The organism is Streptosporangium sp. NPDC000095, assembly GCF_042899335.1.
Taxonomy (GTDB): Bacteria; Actinomycetota; Actinomycetes; order Streptosporangiales; family Streptosporangiaceae; genus Streptosporangium.
This window is the reverse complement of the sequence record NZ_JBIAZS010000009.1, coordinates 94,257-110,717: the sequence shown is the minus strand read 5'-3', so window position 1 is coordinate 110,717 and position 16,461 is coordinate 94,257. Positions and strand designations below refer to the sequence as shown.

The following is a 16,461-nucleotide window of genomic DNA, read 5'->3' as shown; positions in this document are numbered from 1 at the left end:
GGATCCGGGGAGAAGGGGGACGGGCCGGAATCCCGATATCGGTAGGCTGGAGCCATGACGACCCCAGCGGAACGATACGCTGCCTTCCGTCAGAGCCAGGCCGAGAGCGGGCCGGCGCTGACCTCGTTCCGCGGTCTTTACGACTTCGAGCTGGACGACTTCCAGCTCGACGCCTGCCGGGCCCTGGAGGCCGGTGACGGAGTCCTCGTGGCGGCGCCCACCGGCTCGGGCAAGACCGTCGTGGGCGAGTTCGCGGTGCATCTCGCCCTGCGCGAGGGCCGCAAGTGCTTCTACACCACCCCGATCAAGGCGCTGTCCAACCAGAAGTACAACGACCTGGTCAAGCGATACGGCATCGACAAGGTGGGCCTGCTCACCGGCGACAACAGCGTCAACGGCGAGGCTCCCATCGTCGTCATGACGACCGAGGTGCTGCGCAACATGCTCTACGCCGGGTCCTCCACCCTGGCGGGGCTCGGTTTCGTGGTCATGGACGAGGTCCACTACCTCGCCGACCGGTTCCGCGGCGCGGTCTGGGAGGAAGTGATCATCCACCTGCCCGAGTCGGTGCGCCTGGTCGCCCTGTCGGCCACGGTCAGCAACGCCGAGGAGTTCGGCGAGTGGATGGGAGAGGTCCGCGGCGACACCAGCGTCATCGTCGACGAGCACCGCCCGGTCCCGCTCTGGCAGCACATGCTCGTCGGCAGCCGCCTCTACGACCTGTTCGTCACCGGAGACGACGACCGGCGCCCGCAGATCAACCCCAACCTCCTGCGCATCGCCAAGGACGAGGAGCGCCAGGCGTACGGCAGGGGGCGCCGCGGCTACTCACGTCCTCGCAGGAACGGTCCGCCGGACCGTGCCGCGGCCATCGAGCGCCTGGACGCCGACGCCCTGCTGCCCGCGATCACGTTCATCTTCTCCAGGGCGGGCTGCGACGCCGCCGTCATGCAGTGCCTGCATGACGGCATCCGGCTCACCACCGACGCCGAGCGTCACGAGATCCGGCAGATCGTCGACGAGCGCACCGCGCACCTGCCCGACGAGGACCTGGGTGTGCTCGGCTACCTGGAGTGGCGCGACGCCCTGGAGCGCGGCCTGGCCGCCCACCACGCTGGGATGCTCCCCGCCTTCAAGGAGGTCGTCGAGGAACTGTTCACCCGGGGCCTGGTCAAGGCCGTGTTCGCCACCGAGACGCTCGCGCTGGGCATCAACATGCCCGCCCGCTCCGTGGTGATCGAGAAACTCGACAAGTGGAACGGCGAGACCCACGCCGACCTCACCCCCGGCGAGTACACCCAGCTCACCGGACGGGCCGGGCGCCGAGGCATCGACGTGGAGGGCCACGCGGTCGTCCAGTGGCAGCCGGGCACCGACCCGCTCCAGGTCGCCGGCCTGGCCAGCACCCGCACCTACCCGCTGCGCTCCAGCTTCCGTCCCTCCTACAACATGGCCGTCAACCTCGTCGGCCAGGTGGGCAGGGAGCGGGCCAGGACCCTCCTGGAGTCCTCGTTCGCGCAGTTCCAGGCCGACCGGGCCGTGGTGGGCATCGCCAAGCAGGTGCGCCGAGCGGAGGAGGCCCTGGAGGGCTACCGCCAGGCGATGACCTGCCATCTGGGCGACTTCGAGGAGTACGCCGCGATGCGCAGGGCCCTGTCCGACCGGGAGGCCGAGCTGTCGCGCCGGCGCGGCGCGGCCCGCAGGACGCAGGCGCTGCGCTCGCTGGAGGCGCTCAAGCCGGGTGACATCATCAGGGTGCCCGGCGGGCGCAGGGCCGGTCTGGCCGTCGTCCTCGACCCCGGCCTCAACTCCCGGGGAGAGGGGCCCTCCCCGCTGGTGCTGACCATCGGCAAGCAGGTCAAGAAGCTGTCACCGGCCGACTTTCCCGTCCCGGTCGAGCCGGTCGAGCACCTGCGCATCCCGAAGAACTTCAACGCCCGCTCGCCCAAGGAGCGGGCCAACCTGGTCTCCTCGGTGCACGCCAAGATCGGCGACCGTGACTTCGGCAAGCCCGTGCGGGCACGCGACCACGCCGCGGAGGACGACGAGATCAACCGGCTGCGCACCGAGATCCGCCGGCATCCCTGTCACGGGTGTGACGAGCGCGAGGACCACGCCCGCTGGGCCGAGCGCTACTACAAGCTGCTCCGCGAGACCGAGGGCCTGCGCCGCAGGGTCGAGGGCCGCTCCCACGTCATCGCCCGCACCTTCGACAAGGTCTGCGGGGTGCTCGACCAGCTCGGCTACCTCGAGGGTGAGAGCGTCACCGCGGAGGGCCGCCGCCTGGCCCAGCTCTACACCGAGCTGGACCTGCTGACCGCCGAGTGCCTGCGCGCGGGACTCTGGAACAACCTGGACCCGGCCGAGCTGGCCGCGTGCGTGTCGTCGCTGGTCTTCGAGTCGCGGCAGGCCGACGACGCCCGCCAGCCCAGGATCCCCGGGGGAGCGGCTCAGAAGACGCTGGCGGACATGGTGCGCCTGTGGGGTGAGCTGGAGTCGATCGAGAGCGACCACGGCCTGTCGTTCATCAGGGAGCCCGACTTCGGCTTCGCCTGGGCGGCCTTCCGCTGGGCCAAGGGTCACAGCCTGGACGCCGTGCTCCGTGACGGCGTGCCCGGCGCGGAACTGGCCGCGGGAGACTTCGTCCGCTGGACCAAGCAGCTGCTCGACCTCCTCGGTCAGATCTCCGACGCGGCCCCGGCGGGGAGCAAGGTGAAGCAGACCGCGGGCAAGTCGATGGACGCCCTGCGGCGCGGGGTGGTGGCCTACTCGTCCCTGACCTGAGCTCCTGCCGCCGACCTGTTTCCCTCCTTTCCGGCCTCTCCGGCGGACCTCCGCGGCCGGAAACCCGCCGCGGAGGCCCGGTGGAGAGCTTCGCGGGATCTCGGTCGAGTCCGGGAACGGGTCAGGCCAGGCTGAAGCGGACCTCGCGGGTGGCCGGGTCGGCGCGTGTCAGCCGCACGCGTACGGACTCTCCCAGCGGGAGCCCCTCGCCGTCGCAGCGGGCCACCACCGCGGGGTCGGTGACCTGCACCTGACCCCACGGCCGGTCCTCGGCCACGTCGATCACCACGGCGTCGAACGTCTGGCCCACCCGCTCGCGCAGGACGAATGCCTCCACCAGGTCCACGCACGCCCGCTCGACGCCGCCCGCGCGGCGCCCGGTGGCATGCATGATCTCCGGCAGTTCGCCCATGGTCCGCTGGATCTCCTGGGGCACCGGCTCGCCCGCCGCGATGGCCAGGCAGATCTCCGTGGCGTAGCGGTCGATGAGGCGGCGCAGCGGAGCGGTCACGTGCGCGTACGGTGCCCCCACGGCGGCGTGCTCCGCCTGCGCGGGCGGCTCGCCGTTGAAGGCGACGTATCCGGCGCCGCGCAGCAGCACCGTCGACTCCTGCAGGAACGCGGCCTGCTCGGGGATCCTTGGGTCGAGGGAGTGGACGACGTCGCCGTACCCGGCACCCTCGGGCCAGGGCACGCCCAGCGCGGCGGCCACCCGGCGGACCTGGGTGATCCTCTCGGCGGGGGCGGGCGGGAGCACCCGCAGCAGGCCGATCTCGGCGTCCAGCATCATGGAGGCGGCGGCCATGCCCGTCAGCAGCGAGAGTTGCGCGTTCCACGCCTCGGCGGCGAGCGGGGCGCGGAACTCGACCCGGTAGCCGTTCTTCTCCGGGACGACCTCCTGGTCGGGGGTGGGCAGCGTCACGCCGCCCCTGGCCCGCTCTTGGGCGAGTCTGAGCCGGCCGATCTCGGCCAGCAGCCGAAGAGTGCCGTCGGCGGTGCCGGTGTCGACCGCGGCCTGCGCGTAGTCGTAGTCGAGCCGCTCGCGGCTGCGTACCAGTGCCCTGCTCACGTCCGCGCCGACGATCAGGCCCTCGGCGTCCAGGTCGACGCACCACAGCGCGGCGGGCCGGGTCACCCCCGGCAGCAGGCTGGCGGCACCCTCTGACAGGACGGGCGGATGCAGCGGCACGCGCCCGTCGGGCAGGTAGACCGTCTCGCCGCGGAGGCGGGCCTCGGCGTCGATCGCGCCACCGGGCCTGACGAACGCCCCGACGTCGGCGATGGCGTACCAGACGCGGTAGCCGCCGGACCGCTCCTCCAGGTGCACGGCCTGGTCGAGGTCCATCGCGCCCGGAGGGTCGATGGTGATCAGGGGCAGGTCGGTACGGTCCAGCCGGGGCAGGGCGGGCACCTCGGCGACCCACTCGGCCTCGTCGATCACCGCCCGGGGAAATCCGTCGGGCAGTTTCATCTCACGGCGGATCCGCTCGAAACCGTCGCCGAGCCGTGGATGGGCCCTTTCGGGCACCAGGATGCTCTTGTGAGGCACAGGGAGCAACCTACCGGCTCGCGGCGGACTGCTCACCGGCCGGTCGGGGCGACGGTGATCGGCACGGCGGAAGAGCAGGTCGGAGGCGGGAAGGCGGGGGATGAGCCGTCAGAGCGCCGAGGTCAGGCGCTCCAGCGGCCCGGACAGGCCGTAGCGCTCACTCAGGGCCGCGAGCGCCTCCGGATCACGGGGCTTGGCGGGAAGCGCGATGTCCGCCTCGGGAAGGGGGACGTCGCGGGCGACCCGGACCACCTCGGGGGCCACCCGCAGGTAGTCGCGGGCCGCCGACAGCCTGGCGCGCTGCCCGGCGGTCAGGTCGCCGCCTCCCTCGCCCCCGTCGAGGGCCCGCAGCAGCGCCTCCAGCGAGCCGAACCGGGTGATCAGGGCCGCGGCGGTCTTGTCGCCCACCCCCGGCACGCCCGGCAGCCCGTCGCTGGGGTCGCCGCGCAGGGTGGCGAAGTCGGCGTACGAGCGGCCCGGGACACCGTATTTCTCGGTGACGGCGGCCTCGTCGACCAGCTGGAGGTTCTTGACCCCCCTCGCGGTGTAGAGGATCCGGACCGGCCGGGAGTCGTCGACCAGCTGGAACAGGTCGCGGTCGCCGGTGACGACGTCGACCTGACCGCTCGCGCGCGTGGTGAACGTGCCCATCACATCGTCGGCCTCGTAGCCGGGAACACCGACGAGGGCGATGCCCACCGCGTCGAGCACCCGCTCGATCACCGGCACCTGCGGGGCGAGCGTGTCGGGAGTCTCCTCGGCACCGCCCTCGACGAGCCGATGGGTCTTGTACGTCGGGATGGCCGCCACCCGGAAGGCCGGGCGCCAGTCGGCGTCCATGCAGGCGACGAGTTCGGTGGGGGAGTGCCGCCGGACCAACATGGCGATCATGTCGATGACGCCGCGTACCGCGTTGACGGGCATCCCGTCGGGGGCGGTCATCGACTCGGGGATGCCGTAGAAGGCGCGGTAGTACAGCGAGGGGGTGTCAAGGAGCATCAGGCCGGGCATGGCGACCATTTAACCAATCAGCCGAGCACTCCGATCGCCAGAACGCAGGTGTCGTCCTCGGGGTTGGGGCCGCCGATCACCTCGATGAGCCGGTCGAGCCCGTTGTCCGGGTCTCCTCGCAGCAGGGCCGCGGCCTCCATGGTCAGCGCGAGTCCCTCGTCGATGTCGCGGGTGCGCCGCTCCACCAGCCCGTCGGTGAACAGCAGCAGGAGGTCACCCTCCCGCAGCTCGACCCCGGCCGTCTCGTACGGTTCGTCAGGGGTGGCGCCCAGCAGCACCCCGGCGGGCGGGTCGAGCTGGGTGGCCGTCCCCTCACGGACCAGGATCGGCGCGGGGTGCCCCGCCTGCCCCCAGGTGAACGTCCTGGTGTCCGGGTCGAGATGGCCGACGACCGCGGTCGCCGTCGTCTCGGGCATCCGGTGCAGCACGAGGTCGTTGAGCCAGGCGAGCAGCCTGGCGGGGGAGTGGCCGGTCATCGCGAGGCCGATCAGGGCGTGGCGCAGCTGGGCCATCTGGGAGATCGCGGGCATCCCGTGTCCGGACACGTCGCCGATGGCGAGCAGCACCCTGCCGTCGGCGAGGGGAACGGCGTCGTACCAGTCGCCGCCCAGGCCGGGGTCGATCCCGGCCGCGACGTAGCGGACCGCGATGCGCGCGTGCGGCAGGTCGATGCTGTCTCCCAGGCCCGGCATGATCGCCTCGCGCAGGGTCACGCTCATGTCGTGCTCCTCCGCGACCTGCTCACGGATCCGCAGCAGCTTGCTGCGCGACTCCGACATGATCCGCTCGGCGCGGCGGCGGCCGGTGATGTCCTGGACGACGCCGTGCACGCTGAGATGCCCGTCGCTCACGACGGGGTCGAGCGCGGCGCGCAGGTGGCGCAGCTCACCGCGGCGGCGGATGCGGAACTCGGCCTCCCCGGCCTGGGCCCGGTGCACGACGGACCACAGCAGCCGGTCGAGGTCGGGCCGGTCGGCCGCCTCGACGTGACCGACCAGGTCACGCAGGTGGATCGGGCCGTCGCCGGGGGCGCGGCCGAATATGGTGTACGCCTGATCGGACCAGGTGGACTCTCCGGTCTGGAGATCCCACTCGGCCCAGCCCATCTCACCCATGCGCTCCGCGTGCGCGAGGCGTGCGGTGAGGAGGTGTCGCTCAACGGCCATGTGCTCGTCCGGTTCACCGCGTGACCGCTGTGCCGTCTCAGCGGCGGTCGATGAGGCCGGACCGGTCACCTGGTCGTTTCGTGGGTGGAGGGGTGGCTGGTGGCCGCCCACTACGCCGACCATGTAGCTCGCTCTCGATGTGTGGCTTTATGGATACTTTGCCAACAAAGTGTGATCGTACTTCAACAGATTGTAGTGGTGAGGCTGCTCTCGTGCCTTCCTTTCCCTGACTTTCGGTTCCGGGGCGGGGCCCGGATGCGTCGCCGTTCCGCCGGGGATTAGATTGGTCGGCGTGACGACGGAGCCCTCTGATCTCTATCCCGTGACCCGCCTGGCCGCCGTCCGCGAGGCGACCGCCGCCGCCGGGCTCGACGCGCTGCTGCTCACGCCAGGCCCCGACCTTCGCTACGTGACCGGTTACGAGGCGCTGCCGCTGGAGCGGCTCACCTGCCTGGTGCTGCCGGCCGAGGGCGAGGCGTTCCTGATGGTGCCCCGCCTGGAGCTGCCGGCGGCCGAGCGCTCCCCGGCGTCGCGGCTCGGCGTCGAGTTCGTCCCGTGGGACGAGACCGACGATCCGTACGCGGTCGTCGGCCGGCGGCTGGGCCCGGTCCGCAAGGTCGGCCTCGCCGACCGGATGTGGGCGATGCAGTCGTTGCGCCTGCGCGACGCGATCCCCGGGGCCGAGCAGGTGCTCGCCGGGACCGTCCTGCGCGGGCTGAGGATGCGCAAGACCCCGGCAGAGGTGGCGGCGCTGCGCAGGGCGGGGGCCGCGATCGACGCCGTCCACGCCCAGGTGCCCGGTTTCCTGCGGGCGGGCAGGACCGAGCGCGAGATCGGCAGGGACATCACCGAGGCGATCCTCGCGACCGGTCACTCCACCGTCGACTTCGTCATCGTCGGCTCAGGGCCCAACGGCGCCAGCCCGCACCACGAGCTGTCGGACCGCGTCGTGCGGGAGCGCGAGCCGATCGTGGTCGACATCGGGGGCCAGATGCCCGACGGCTACTGCTCGGACTCCACGCGCGTCTACGCCGTCGGCGAGCCTCCGGCGGGCTTCCTGAAGTACTACGAGGTGCTCAGGCGCGCTCAGCAGGCCGCCTGCGACGCCGTACGCCCCGGGGTGCCGTGCGAGGCGGTCGACGCCGCCGCGCGAGAGGTGATCACGGCCGAGGGCTACGGCGAGTACTTCATCCACCGCACCGGTCACGGCATTGGCCTGGAGACCCACGAGGAGCCCTACATCGTCACGGGCAACGCCGAGCCGCTGGCGCCCGGCTTCGCCTTCTCCGTCGAGCCGGGCATCTACCTGCCGGGAGCCCACGGCGCCCGCATCGAGGACATCCTCGTCTGCACCGACGAGGGTGGCGAGCGGGTCAACCACCGCCCGCGCGAGCTGGTGGTCGTCTAGGGCGGAGCGGTCCGCGCGCCGGTGACCGGCCGCACGGTCCCGGCGGCGGTCCGAACCGGGAGCGTGTCGGCCCCCGGCCGGGACGCCGGGTCAGAGCCCGTAGGTCTCCAGCAGCCGCAGCCAGATCTCGCTGGCCGTGGGGAAGGACGGGACCGCGTGCCAGAGCCGCTCCAGGGGCACCTCGGCGACGACGGCGATCGTCGCCGAGTGCAGCATCTCGCCCACCGCCGGACCGGCGAAGGTCACCCCGAGAAGCACGCGGCGCCGCTCGTCCACGACGGCCTTGGCCCTGCCCCGGTAGCCGTCACCCTGCAGATAGGCCCCCGTCACTCTGCCCAGGTCGTACTCGACCGCGCGGACGTCGAACCCCTCGGCGCGGGCCTGCGCCTCGGTCCGGCCGACCGAGCACACCTGCGGGTCGGTGAAGACCACCTGCGGCGCGCCGTACACGTCCGCCACGTCGCGCAGGCCCGGCAGGTCGTCGGTTTCGCCCTTGGCCCGCGCCGCGATGACGTCGCCGCACACCCGTGCCTGGTACTTGCCCATGTGGGTGAGCAGGGCGCGGCCGTTGACGTCGCCCACCGCGTACAGCCAGTCGCCGGGGACGCCGGTCGCGCGCATGCTGTCGTCGACCTCCACCGAGCGCCCGGCCTCCAGGCCGACGGTCTCCATGCCGAGGTCGCCGGTCGCCGGACGCCTGCCGGTGGCCACGAGCAGTTCGTCGGCCTCGACGGGCGGGCCCTCGGACAGGTGGACGGTCACCGGCCCCCCGGGCGTGGGCCGCTCGACCTTCGTCACCTGGACGCCCGTGCGCACCGTGATGCCCGCCTCGGCGAACGACTCGGCCACCAGCTCACCCGCGAAAGGCTCCATCCTGCCGAGCAGCCCGCCGCGCGCCAGCACCGTCGTCTCCCGGGCGCCGAGCCCGTGCATGGCCTGGGCCATCTCGCAGGCCACCACGCCGCCGCCCAGCACGACCAGCCGTCCGGGAACGCTCGTCGCGGCCGTCACCTCGTGGCTCGTCCACGGTGACGCCTCCGCCAGGCCGGGAATCGGCGGGACGGCCGCGCCGCTGCCGGTGGCCAGCACGACCGCCCGCCGGGCGGTCAGCGTGCGGACCGAGCCGTCCTTCGCGGTGACCGCGACCCGTTTGGGACCGTCCAGCCGCCCGTGCCCGCGGACGAACTCCGCCGGCACGCTCTTGATCCACTCGGCCTGGCCGCCGTCGTCGAGGTGGGACACCGCCTCGTCGCGCCGGGCGAGCACGGCGGCGGTGTCGATCGGGCCCAGCGTCAGGCCGGGCACCCGGGAGACCTCGGCGACCAGCTCCACCGGGCGCAGCAGCGCCTTGCTGGGGACGCACGCCCAGTAGGAACACTCGCCACCGGCCAGGTTCCTCTCGACGATCGCGGCGGTCAGTCCTCCCTTGACCGCGCGGTCGGCGACGTTCTCGCCCGCGGGGCCCGCGCCCACAACCACCACGTCGAACTCGTCCGACACGACTTACCTCCCAGAGAGAACCGGCCCATCGACCGCGCGCCGCCTCCGGCGACGCCGGTCGTACCAGCTTCGCACCCCTCGGCCGGAGTCACGCCTTCAGGACCGTGGCGGGTCGCCTTCGTGCGCGGGCCGTCCAGCCTTTCCCCGGCTTTTCCGCTTTCGGCCCTGTCCTCCGTTCCGGTCGTTCCAGGTAGATCAGGGGGATGTGTGAAAAGCGGGGGTCAGCGGCGGCGCCCGCGCGCCTTGAGGGGGGTGAGGGGCAGCTCTGGGGCGGGCAGCGGGGCGGCTCCCGTGCCGGGCACCGTGCCGAACCCCTCGCCCTCCATCCACTCCCGCCGGAACCCGGCGATCTCCTCGTGGCTGCGGCCGACGAAGTTCCACCACATGACGATCCGCTCCTCGAACGGCTCGCCGCCGAGGAGCAGCAGCCGCCCGGGCACCTCGGCGCTCACGGCCAGCTCCGAGCGCCCGCTGCCCAGGTAGAGCAGCGGGCCGGGGGCGAGATCCGTCTCGCCGACCCGTACCGTGCCGGACAGGGCCAGCGCGGCGTACTCGAAGCCGGGACGGAGCGGGACCGAGGTCCCGGCGCCCGCCTCCAGCGTCATCTCCGCCCCGACCAGCGGGGTGTGGACCGTCGCCGGGGAGGTGACACCGCCCAGCTCGCCCATGATGACGGTCACCGTGACGCCCGGCGACGACGCCGCGGTCAGCGTGGGCAGCGCCGGGTGGTGCTCGAAGGCCGGGGCGGTCTCGCGGGCGGCGGCGGGGAGCGCCACCCACAGCTGGACCCCGTGCAGCACGGCCTCGGCCGGCGACTCCTCGGCGTGGGAGATGGCCCGCCCGGCGGTCATCAGGTTGAGCTGGCCCGGCCTGATCAGCTGCTCGCTGCCGAGGCTGTCGCGGTGCAGGACCTCGCCCTCCACGAGCCAGCTGACGGTCTGCAGGCCGGTGTGCGGGTGCGGGGGAACGTGCATCGTCGCCCGCTCGGGACCGTAGTGGTCGACGAAGCACCACGCGCCGACCATCCTGACGTCCCGGTTCGGCAGGGTCCTGGTGACCTTCATCGCCCGGGGCCCGCCCAGCACCACGTCCCGGCCGGTCAGCAACTCGTTCACCGGTTTCGCCGACACGTCCGCGAGGCCGCCGCAGGCCGACTCCCGCGGATCCGTTTCCAGGTTGCTCATTGTGCGAATGTACGGTGCGATCCGGTCCCGCCGGGCACGGGGTGGCACAATCCCCGGGTGGGGATCATGTGCGTGGTCGGCGTCCGGTTCCGGTATCTTTCGTCCACCCCAACGGTCGCCCACCGCTCCGGTGGGACGGACATCGCGTGAAGTGAGAGGCCGCATGACCACCGAGACACCTCCGAGCGGATCTCGCAAAAGCCGCTGGAGCGCGCAGACGTGGTTCAACGTCGTGCTGCTCGCCATGACCCTGTTGCTCGGGCTGTCGGCGATCATCGGCGCCACGGTCCTGCGGAACGCGGCGGCCGCGTCCACCAGGCTGATCGATCACATCTCGGTGGGCAGGATCCAGGCCGAACGCCTGCAGGCGACCCTGCTGAACCAGGAGACCGGGGTACGGGGCTTCGTCCTCACCGGCAAGGAGGAGTTCCTGCAGCCGTACCTGGACGGGCGGCGCGACGAGCTCGCCGTGTCGGCGCAGATCGGGCGGCTGGCGCCGGGCGCGGAACCGCTGCGCGCGCTCCAGGAGGTGGAACGGCTGGCCGCCGAGTGGCGGACCCGCTACGCGGAACCGATGATCGCCAAGGTCAGGGACGAGAGTCCCAAGAGCGTGAGCGCCGAGCAGTCGGAGGAGAGCAAGCGCTCCTTCGACGCCGTCAGAAAGGCGATCGACGTCCAGAACACCGCCTGGGGCCAGGCGAGGCAGTCGGCCCGTGCCGATCTGGAGGCCGCCCACGCGGTCAGGGACGCCACTTTCTTCGGCATCCTGGCCGCTTTCCTGATCACCATCATCACGGTGGCGGTGTTGCTGAAGATCGCGGTGTTCGGCCCTCTGGCCCGGCTGCGCGAGGCCTCCCGCAGGGTCACCATGGGGGACTTCGCGCACCACGTGGACACCGGCGGCCCCGCCGACCTCGCGGAGCTGGCCGACGACATGGAGGCGATGCGCGGGCGTATCGTCAACGAACTGGAGGAGGCACGCGGCTCCCGGCTGCGGATCGCCGCCCAGGCCGAGGAGCTGAAGCGCTCCAACGCGGAGCTGGAGCAGTTCGCCTACGTGGCCTCACACGACCTGCAGGAGCCGCTGCGGAAGATCGCCTCCTTCTGTCAGATGCTCCAGCAGCGGTACGCCTCCCAGCTCGACGAGAGGGCCAACACCTACATCGACTTCGCCGTGGACGGCGCCAAGCGCATGCAGGTGCTCATCAACGAGCTGCTGACCTTCTCCCGGGTGGGCCGGATCACCAGGGAACCCGTCGAGATGGACCTGAACGACGTGATCGACAGGGCTCTGTCCAACCTCTCCGCGGCGGTGGAGGAGTCAGGGGCCGAGATCGAGGTCGGTGAGCTGCCCGCGGTCGTCGGTGACCGGACCCAGTTCGTGATGCTCTGGCAGAACCTGATCGGTAACTCCCTGAAGTTCCGCGACCCCGACCGCGCGCCCCGGGTCACGATCGAGTCCGAGCGGATCGACGGGGAGGTGCGGATGACCGTCACCGACAACGGCATCGGCATCTCGCCCACCTTCGCAGAAAAGATCTTCATCATCTTCCAGAGGCTGCACCAGCGGGACGCCTACGAGGGCACGGGGATCGGCCTGGCGCTCTGCAGGAAGATCGTGGAGCAGCACGGCGGCACGATCAGGCTGGACACCGAGTACGACGAGGGCGCCCGCTTCGTCATCACGTTCCCCGCCGAGGCCGTCGCGCCGGAGCGGCAGGAGGACTCTTCGGAGATCGCGGTTGGGACCGTGCCGTGACACGCGGACGGCGCGCGCCGATCCGAATGCCGTTACCGTTTACCGGATGGAGGAGATCGACCGCCGTATCGTCACATTGCTGGCCAGGGATGGCCGGATGAGCTTCACCGATCTCGCCAGGGAGACCGGGCTCTCGGTGTCGGCGGTGCACCAGCGGGTGCGCCGGCTGGAGAAGCGCGGGGTGCTGCGCGGGTACGCCGCGTTGGTCGACTACGACGCCATCGGGCTCCCGCTCACCGCGTTCGTCTCCATCAAGCCGATCGACCCGGCCGCCGCCGACGACGCGCCGGAGCGGCTGGCCCACCTGAGCGCCGTCGAGGCCTGTCACAGTGTGGCCGGGGACGAGAGCTACATCCTCAAGGTGCGGGTGGCCTCGCCCATCGCGCTTGAGGAGTTGCTGAACCAGATCCGCACCGCCGCCAACGTCTCCACCCGCACGACGGTCGTGCTCAGCACGCCGTACGAGCATCGTGCCCCTGAGCCGGCGGGTCAGGACGAAGGGAAGCCCGAGGAGCGCGCCTGACCTTTCCCAGGGGCGGGGTCGTCCCGGACGGGCTCGTCCTCTCGTGTGATGAGGGGGCGCCGGGGGTTCTTCCGGGCGCGCTGACCGGTTTCGCTCTCCTGTTGGGGGGTTGCTCCTGATTTGCCGGGGTGAGGCAATTGATTCAAGCTGGACGGGTGCCTCCCAGAAAGATCATCATCGACTGCGACCCGGGAATCGACGACGCGCTGGCGCTCGTCCTCGCCCACGGGAGCCCTGAGCTGGAGATCCTGGGGATCACCACGGTCGGCGGCAACGTCGAACTGGCCAGGACCACCGACAACGCGCTGCGGCTCCGCGAGTTCCTCGGGTTCGGCGAGGTGCCGGTCGTCGCGGGCAGCGCGGGTGCCCTTCTGCGCCCCCGGGTGGACGCGGCGGGCGTGCACGGAGGCTCGGGCCTCGGGAACGCGCTGCTGCCCGCGGCGTCGCTCCCGCCGGCCGCCGGGCACGCGGCCGATTTCATCATCGAGACGCTCAGGGCCGACCCTGGCGAGGTGACCCTGGTCGCGATCGGCCCGCTGACCAACGTGGCGCTCGCCGTACTCAGGGAGCCCGCGATCGTGAACTGGGCGCGCGGGCTCACGATCCTCGGCGGGTCCTACACCAGGGGCAACTTCTCTCCCGCGGCCGAGTTCAACATCGCCGCCGACCCCGAGGCCGCCGCGATCGTCTTCGGCGCGGGCTGGACGGTGACCATGATCGGTCTCGACGTGAGCCGCGGCGCCGTGACCACGGAGGCGGTGGCGGAGCGCATGGCGACGATGGGCAGGCTCGGCACCGACCTGCTCCTGCCGTGCGTGCGGTTCTACGGCATGATCACCGCCGAGGACGGCCCCGCGATCCACGACGCCTGCGCGATCGCCCACCTGATCGATCCGTCACTCATCACCCTGGAACCCGCCGTCGTGGACGTCGAGACGGCGGGCCGCTTCACCGCGGGGATGACCGTGACCGACTTCGCCCTCCGGGGCCGCGTTCCCAACGCCCTGGTCGGCACCTCCCTCGACGTGGGCCGCTTCTGGGACCTGCTGCTGACCGTCTACGCCGGAGTCGCCGAGTCCATCGAGTCCTGAGGCCGCTTTGGAGGGGCGGAGCCTCAGGGCAGGGCGTGGAAGTGGGCCCGAAGGCGGGCCCTGGCCTCCTCGGTGGCGCCGAGGGCGTCCAGACCCAGCAGGGCGGCGCCCATGACGGGTGCGACGTCGGAGACGATCGGCCTGGCCAGCGGGGCGCGCTCGGCGAAGCCTCGCTCCAGCAGCTCGCTCATCAGCGGGTCGCGGGCGGTGAGGACGCCTCCGCCCAGGACCACCTCCGTCGGGACGGAGAGCAGGTCCAGGCGTCGCATCGCGACCACCGCGAGCACGACCACCTCCTCGGCCATCCGCGTCACCAGCGATCGGGCCACCGCGTCCCCCCGGTTCGCGACCGCCATCAGCGCCGGGACCAGCTCGCTAAGCCTGCCGTGGGGCACCTCGCCGAAGTGGATGGCGAGTGACACCTCCTCGACGGTCCGGGTGCCGAAGTGCTCGCGGACCACGACGGCCAGCGCGCTGGCCGGGCCCCGGCCGTCCTCGGCGCGCACGGCGTGCCAGAGCGTCTCCTCGCCGAGGCCGAGACCGCCACCCCAGTCGCCGGTGATCCGTCCCAGCGCGGGGTATCTCGCCACCTCCCCCGAGGGGGAGACCGCGACCGCGTTCACCCCCGCGCCGCAGACCACGGCCACCCCCGCGGGCCCGGAGGCCCCGGCGCGCAGCAGCGCGAAGGTGTCGTTGCCGACGCTCGCCCGCCTGCCGTACCCCCGGGAGAGGATCTCCGCGCACAGCGCCTCCTCCTCGACGGGCAGGTCCGCGCCCGCCACGTAGGCGGCCACGTGGTCGGCGTACGGTGTGACCGTTCCCGGTCCGAGTACGGAGCGCACGGTGTCGCCGATCACGTCGATCGCGACGCCCACCCCCGTGGTCTGCGGCTGGAAGGCGCCGCCGCGTCCGGTGGCGAGGACCGAGCCGTCCTCCGCGACCAGCGCGACGTCGGTCTTGCTGTTGCCGCCGTCGACCGCCAGGACCGTTCTCACGCGGTCGCCCAGGACAGGTGCCCGCGGTTGGCCTCGACCAGGCGCCTGGCCAGGTCGCCGGAGAGCGAGGCCTGGCCGATCAGCGGGTGGGCGAGCAGCGCGTCGGCGACGCGGTCCTCGCCTCCGTGCAGCGCGGCCTCGAGCGCCAGCGTCTCGTACGCCGTGACGTGGGCGACGAGCCCGGTGAAGAGGGGCTCCACCGGGTCGACGGGCAGTGCGGCCGCGCCCGCCGAGGTGATCGTGGCCGGTACCTCGATGACCGCCTCGTCGGGCAGGAACGGCAGCGTGCCGTCGTTGCGCAGGTTGACCACCTGGGTGTCGCCGCGGTCGCCGGTCAGCGAGGCGATCAGCGCCACCGCCGCCTCGGAGTAGAAGGCCCCGCCGCGTTTGCCCAGCAGTTCGGGCTTGGTGTCCACCGCGGGGTCGTCGTACAGCTCGAGCAGCGCCGTCTCCATCGCCGAGACCTCGGCCGCGCGCGACGGTCTGCCGCGTTGCTCCTCCACCACCAGGTCGTGCTCGTAGAAGTAGCGCAGATAGTAGGAGGGCACCACGCCCAGGCGGCGGATGAGCGCGGCGGGCAGGCCGACGTCCCCGCCGATCTCCTCGGCGTGGCTCTCCAGCAGCCTGGGCAGCACGTCCACCCCGTCCAGGTGGACGGCCCGCTCCCAGGTGAGGTGGTTCAGACCGACATGGCCCAGCGAGATCCTCGCGGGGGCGACGCCCAGGGTGGCGGCGAAGCGACGCTGGAAGCCGATGGCCACGTTGCACAGGCCGATGGCCCGATGCCCCGCCTCCAGCAGTGCCCTGGTGACGATGCCGACCGGATTGGTGAAGTCGACGATCCAGGCGCCGGGCGCGTGCCTTCTGACCTTCTCCGCGATGTCCAGCACCACCGGCACCGTGCGCAGCGCCTTGGCCAGCCCACCGGCACCGGTCGTCTCCTGACCGACGCAGCCGCATTCCAGCGGCAGCGTCTCGTCCACGTCGCGCGCCGCCTGGCCGCCGACGCGCAGCTGCAGCAGGACCGCGTGCGCTCCGGTGACGCCCTCCTCGACCGAGGAGGTCGCGACGACCGTGGCCGGATGCCCGGCCCGCGCCAGCATCCGGCGCGCCATGCCGGACACCGACCTCAGCCGCCGGGCGTCCGGGTCGACCAGCGCTATCTCACTCAGCGGCAGCTCGTCGCGCAGCCGGGCGAAACCGTCGATCAGCTCCGGCGTGTACGTCGAACCGCCTCCGACAACGGCGAGTTTCACCCTCTTGCTCCTGTCAGCGTGACGCTCTCGATGAGGACCTGTTGGGCGAGGAGGAACACGACGATCACCGGGGCCGTGACGAGCAGGGGTGTCACCCCGGTGAGGTTCCACCGCACACCGCGCGGTGCTCGCGAGGACACCGGCCAGGGAAAGAGCGTGTGGTTCTTTTTCTCCGTGAGGGGGGTCGGGGCGAAGGTGGGAAGGCGTCGGTGCACGACGGCTGCCTCCTGAGGGC

13 protein-coding genes are annotated in these 16,461 nt (G+C 72.0%); 5 read left to right on the top strand and 8 right to left on the bottom strand.

Annotated elements, in window-relative coordinates:
- Nucleotides 1-54: 54 nt before the first annotated feature.
- Nucleotides 55-2,784 carry a DEAD/DEAH box helicase gene (locus tag ACFY3V_RS20970; protein WP_389775463.1) on the top strand — a complete coding sequence of 910 codons (2,730 nt, stop codon included), beginning with the start codon at nucleotides 55-57 and terminating at the stop codon, nucleotides 2,782-2,784.
- A gap of 121 nt (nucleotides 2,785-2,905) precedes the next feature.
- Here ACFY3V_RS20970 and ACFY3V_RS20965 read toward each other — a convergent pair whose 3' ends face one another.
- The 3 genes from ACFY3V_RS20965 to ACFY3V_RS20955 all read right to left on the bottom strand — a co-directional run bounded on the left by ACFY3V_RS20965 (nucleotide 2,906) and on the right by ACFY3V_RS20955 (nucleotide 6,510).
- The gene (locus ACFY3V_RS20965) at nucleotides 2,906-4,333 is read right to left on the bottom strand and encodes an RNB domain-containing ribonuclease (RefSeq protein WP_389775460.1); all 1,428 of its coding nucleotides are present in this window, start codon (nucleotides 4,331-4,333) and stop codon (nucleotides 2,906-2,908) included.
- A 108-nt stretch (nucleotides 4,334-4,441) separates the two neighbouring features.
- Complete coding sequence (locus tag ACFY3V_RS20960; RefSeq protein ID WP_362897235.1) at nucleotides 4,442-5,344, bottom strand: 5'-3' exonuclease H3TH domain-containing protein; 903 nt, start codon at nucleotides 5,342-5,344, stop codon at nucleotides 4,442-4,444.
- A 17-nt stretch (nucleotides 5,345-5,361) separates the two neighbouring features.
- On the bottom strand, nucleotides 5,362-6,510 hold the full coding sequence (locus tag ACFY3V_RS20955) for a SpoIIE family protein phosphatase (protein ID WP_362897234.1): 1,149 nt from the start codon (nucleotides 6,508-6,510) through the stop codon (nucleotides 5,362-5,364).
- A gap of 292 nt (nucleotides 6,511-6,802) precedes the next feature.
- Here ACFY3V_RS20955 and ACFY3V_RS20950 point away from each other — a divergent pair, with 292 nt between their 5' ends.
- On the top strand, nucleotides 6,803-7,918 hold the full coding sequence (locus ACFY3V_RS20950) for a M24 family metallopeptidase (RefSeq protein WP_389775455.1): 1,116 nt from the start codon (nucleotides 6,803-6,805) through the stop codon (nucleotides 7,916-7,918).
- A gap of 90 nt (nucleotides 7,919-8,008) precedes the next feature.
- Here the strand turns inward: ACFY3V_RS20950 and ACFY3V_RS20945 are convergent, their stop codons facing one another.
- Complete coding sequence (locus tag ACFY3V_RS20945; protein WP_389775452.1) at nucleotides 8,009-9,418, bottom strand: dihydrolipoyl dehydrogenase family protein; 1,410 nt, start codon at nucleotides 9,416-9,418, stop codon at nucleotides 8,009-8,011.
- Nucleotides 9,419-9,639: 221 nt separating this feature from the next.
- On the bottom strand, nucleotides 9,640-10,602 hold the full coding sequence (locus ACFY3V_RS20940; RefSeq protein ID WP_389775449.1) for a pirin family protein: 963 nt from the start codon (nucleotides 10,600-10,602) through the stop codon (nucleotides 9,640-9,642).
- Nucleotides 10,603-10,765: 163 nt separating this feature from the next.
- On the opposite strand from ACFY3V_RS20940, the gene ACFY3V_RS20935 reads away from it, so the two are divergent.
- The 3 genes from ACFY3V_RS20935 to ACFY3V_RS20925 all read left to right on the top strand — a co-directional run bounded on the left by ACFY3V_RS20935 (nucleotide 10,766) and on the right by ACFY3V_RS20925 (nucleotide 13,975).
- Entirely contained in the window at nucleotides 10,766-12,361 is a 1,596-nt protein-coding gene (locus ACFY3V_RS20935; RefSeq protein WP_362897230.1) for an ATP-binding protein, read from the top strand.
- Nucleotides 12,362-12,407: 46 nt separating this feature from the next.
- Nucleotides 12,408-12,884, top strand: a complete 477-nt coding sequence (locus ACFY3V_RS20930) for an Lrp/AsnC family transcriptional regulator (RefSeq protein WP_362897229.1) — start codon at nucleotides 12,408-12,410, stop codon at nucleotides 12,882-12,884.
- Between the two features lie 155 nt (nucleotides 12,885-13,039).
- Nucleotides 13,040-13,975, top strand: coding sequence for a nucleoside hydrolase (locus ACFY3V_RS20925; protein WP_362897228.1), 936 nt, complete (start codon nucleotides 13,040-13,042; stop codon nucleotides 13,973-13,975).
- A gap of 23 nt (nucleotides 13,976-13,998) precedes the next feature.
- On the opposite strand, the gene ACFY3V_RS20920 is transcribed toward ACFY3V_RS20925, so the two are convergent.
- Genes ACFY3V_RS20920 through ACFY3V_RS20910 form a run of 3 tightly spaced genes read right to left on the bottom strand, consistent with a single transcriptional unit; the run spans nucleotide 13,999 to nucleotide 16,441 of the window.
- Nucleotides 13,999-14,970, bottom strand: coding sequence for a BadF/BadG/BcrA/BcrD ATPase family protein (locus tag ACFY3V_RS20920; protein ID WP_362897227.1), 972 nt, complete (start codon nucleotides 14,968-14,970; stop codon nucleotides 13,999-14,001).
- Entirely contained in the window at nucleotides 14,967-16,226 is a 1,260-nt protein-coding gene (locus ACFY3V_RS20915; protein WP_362897226.1) for a 6-phospho-beta-glucosidase, read from the bottom strand. The genes ACFY3V_RS20920 and ACFY3V_RS20915 overlap by 4 nt, the downstream gene beginning before the upstream one ends.
- Nucleotides 16,223-16,441 (bottom strand): hypothetical protein, encoded by a 219-nt coding sequence (locus ACFY3V_RS20910; protein ID WP_362897225.1) that lies wholly within the window; start codon nucleotides 16,439-16,441, stop codon nucleotides 16,223-16,225. The genes ACFY3V_RS20915 and ACFY3V_RS20910 overlap by 4 nt, the downstream gene beginning before the upstream one ends.
- Between the last annotated feature and the right edge of the window lie 20 nt (nucleotides 16,442-16,461).

Coding starts and splice junctions, on each gene's coding strand:
- ACFY3V_RS20970 (WP_389775463.1), top strand. CDS start 55: ATGACGACCCCAGCGGAACGATACGCTGCCTTCCGTCAGAGCCAGGCC.
- ACFY3V_RS20960 (WP_362897235.1), bottom strand. CDS start 5,344: ATGCCCGGCCTGATGCTCCTTGACACCCCCTCGCTGTACTACCGCGCC.
- ACFY3V_RS20955 (WP_362897234.1), bottom strand. CDS start 6,510: ATGGCCGTTGAGCGACACCTCCTCACCGCACGCCTCGCGCACGCGGAG.
- ACFY3V_RS20940 (WP_389775449.1), bottom strand. CDS start 10,602: ATGAGCAACCTGGAAACGGATCCGCGGGAGTCGGCCTGCGGCGGCCTC.
- ACFY3V_RS20935 (WP_362897230.1), top strand. CDS start 10,766: ATGACCACCGAGACACCTCCGAGCGGATCTCGCAAAAGCCGCTGGAGC.
- ACFY3V_RS20930 (WP_362897229.1), top strand. CDS start 12,408: ATGGAGGAGATCGACCGCCGTATCGTCACATTGCTGGCCAGGGATGGC.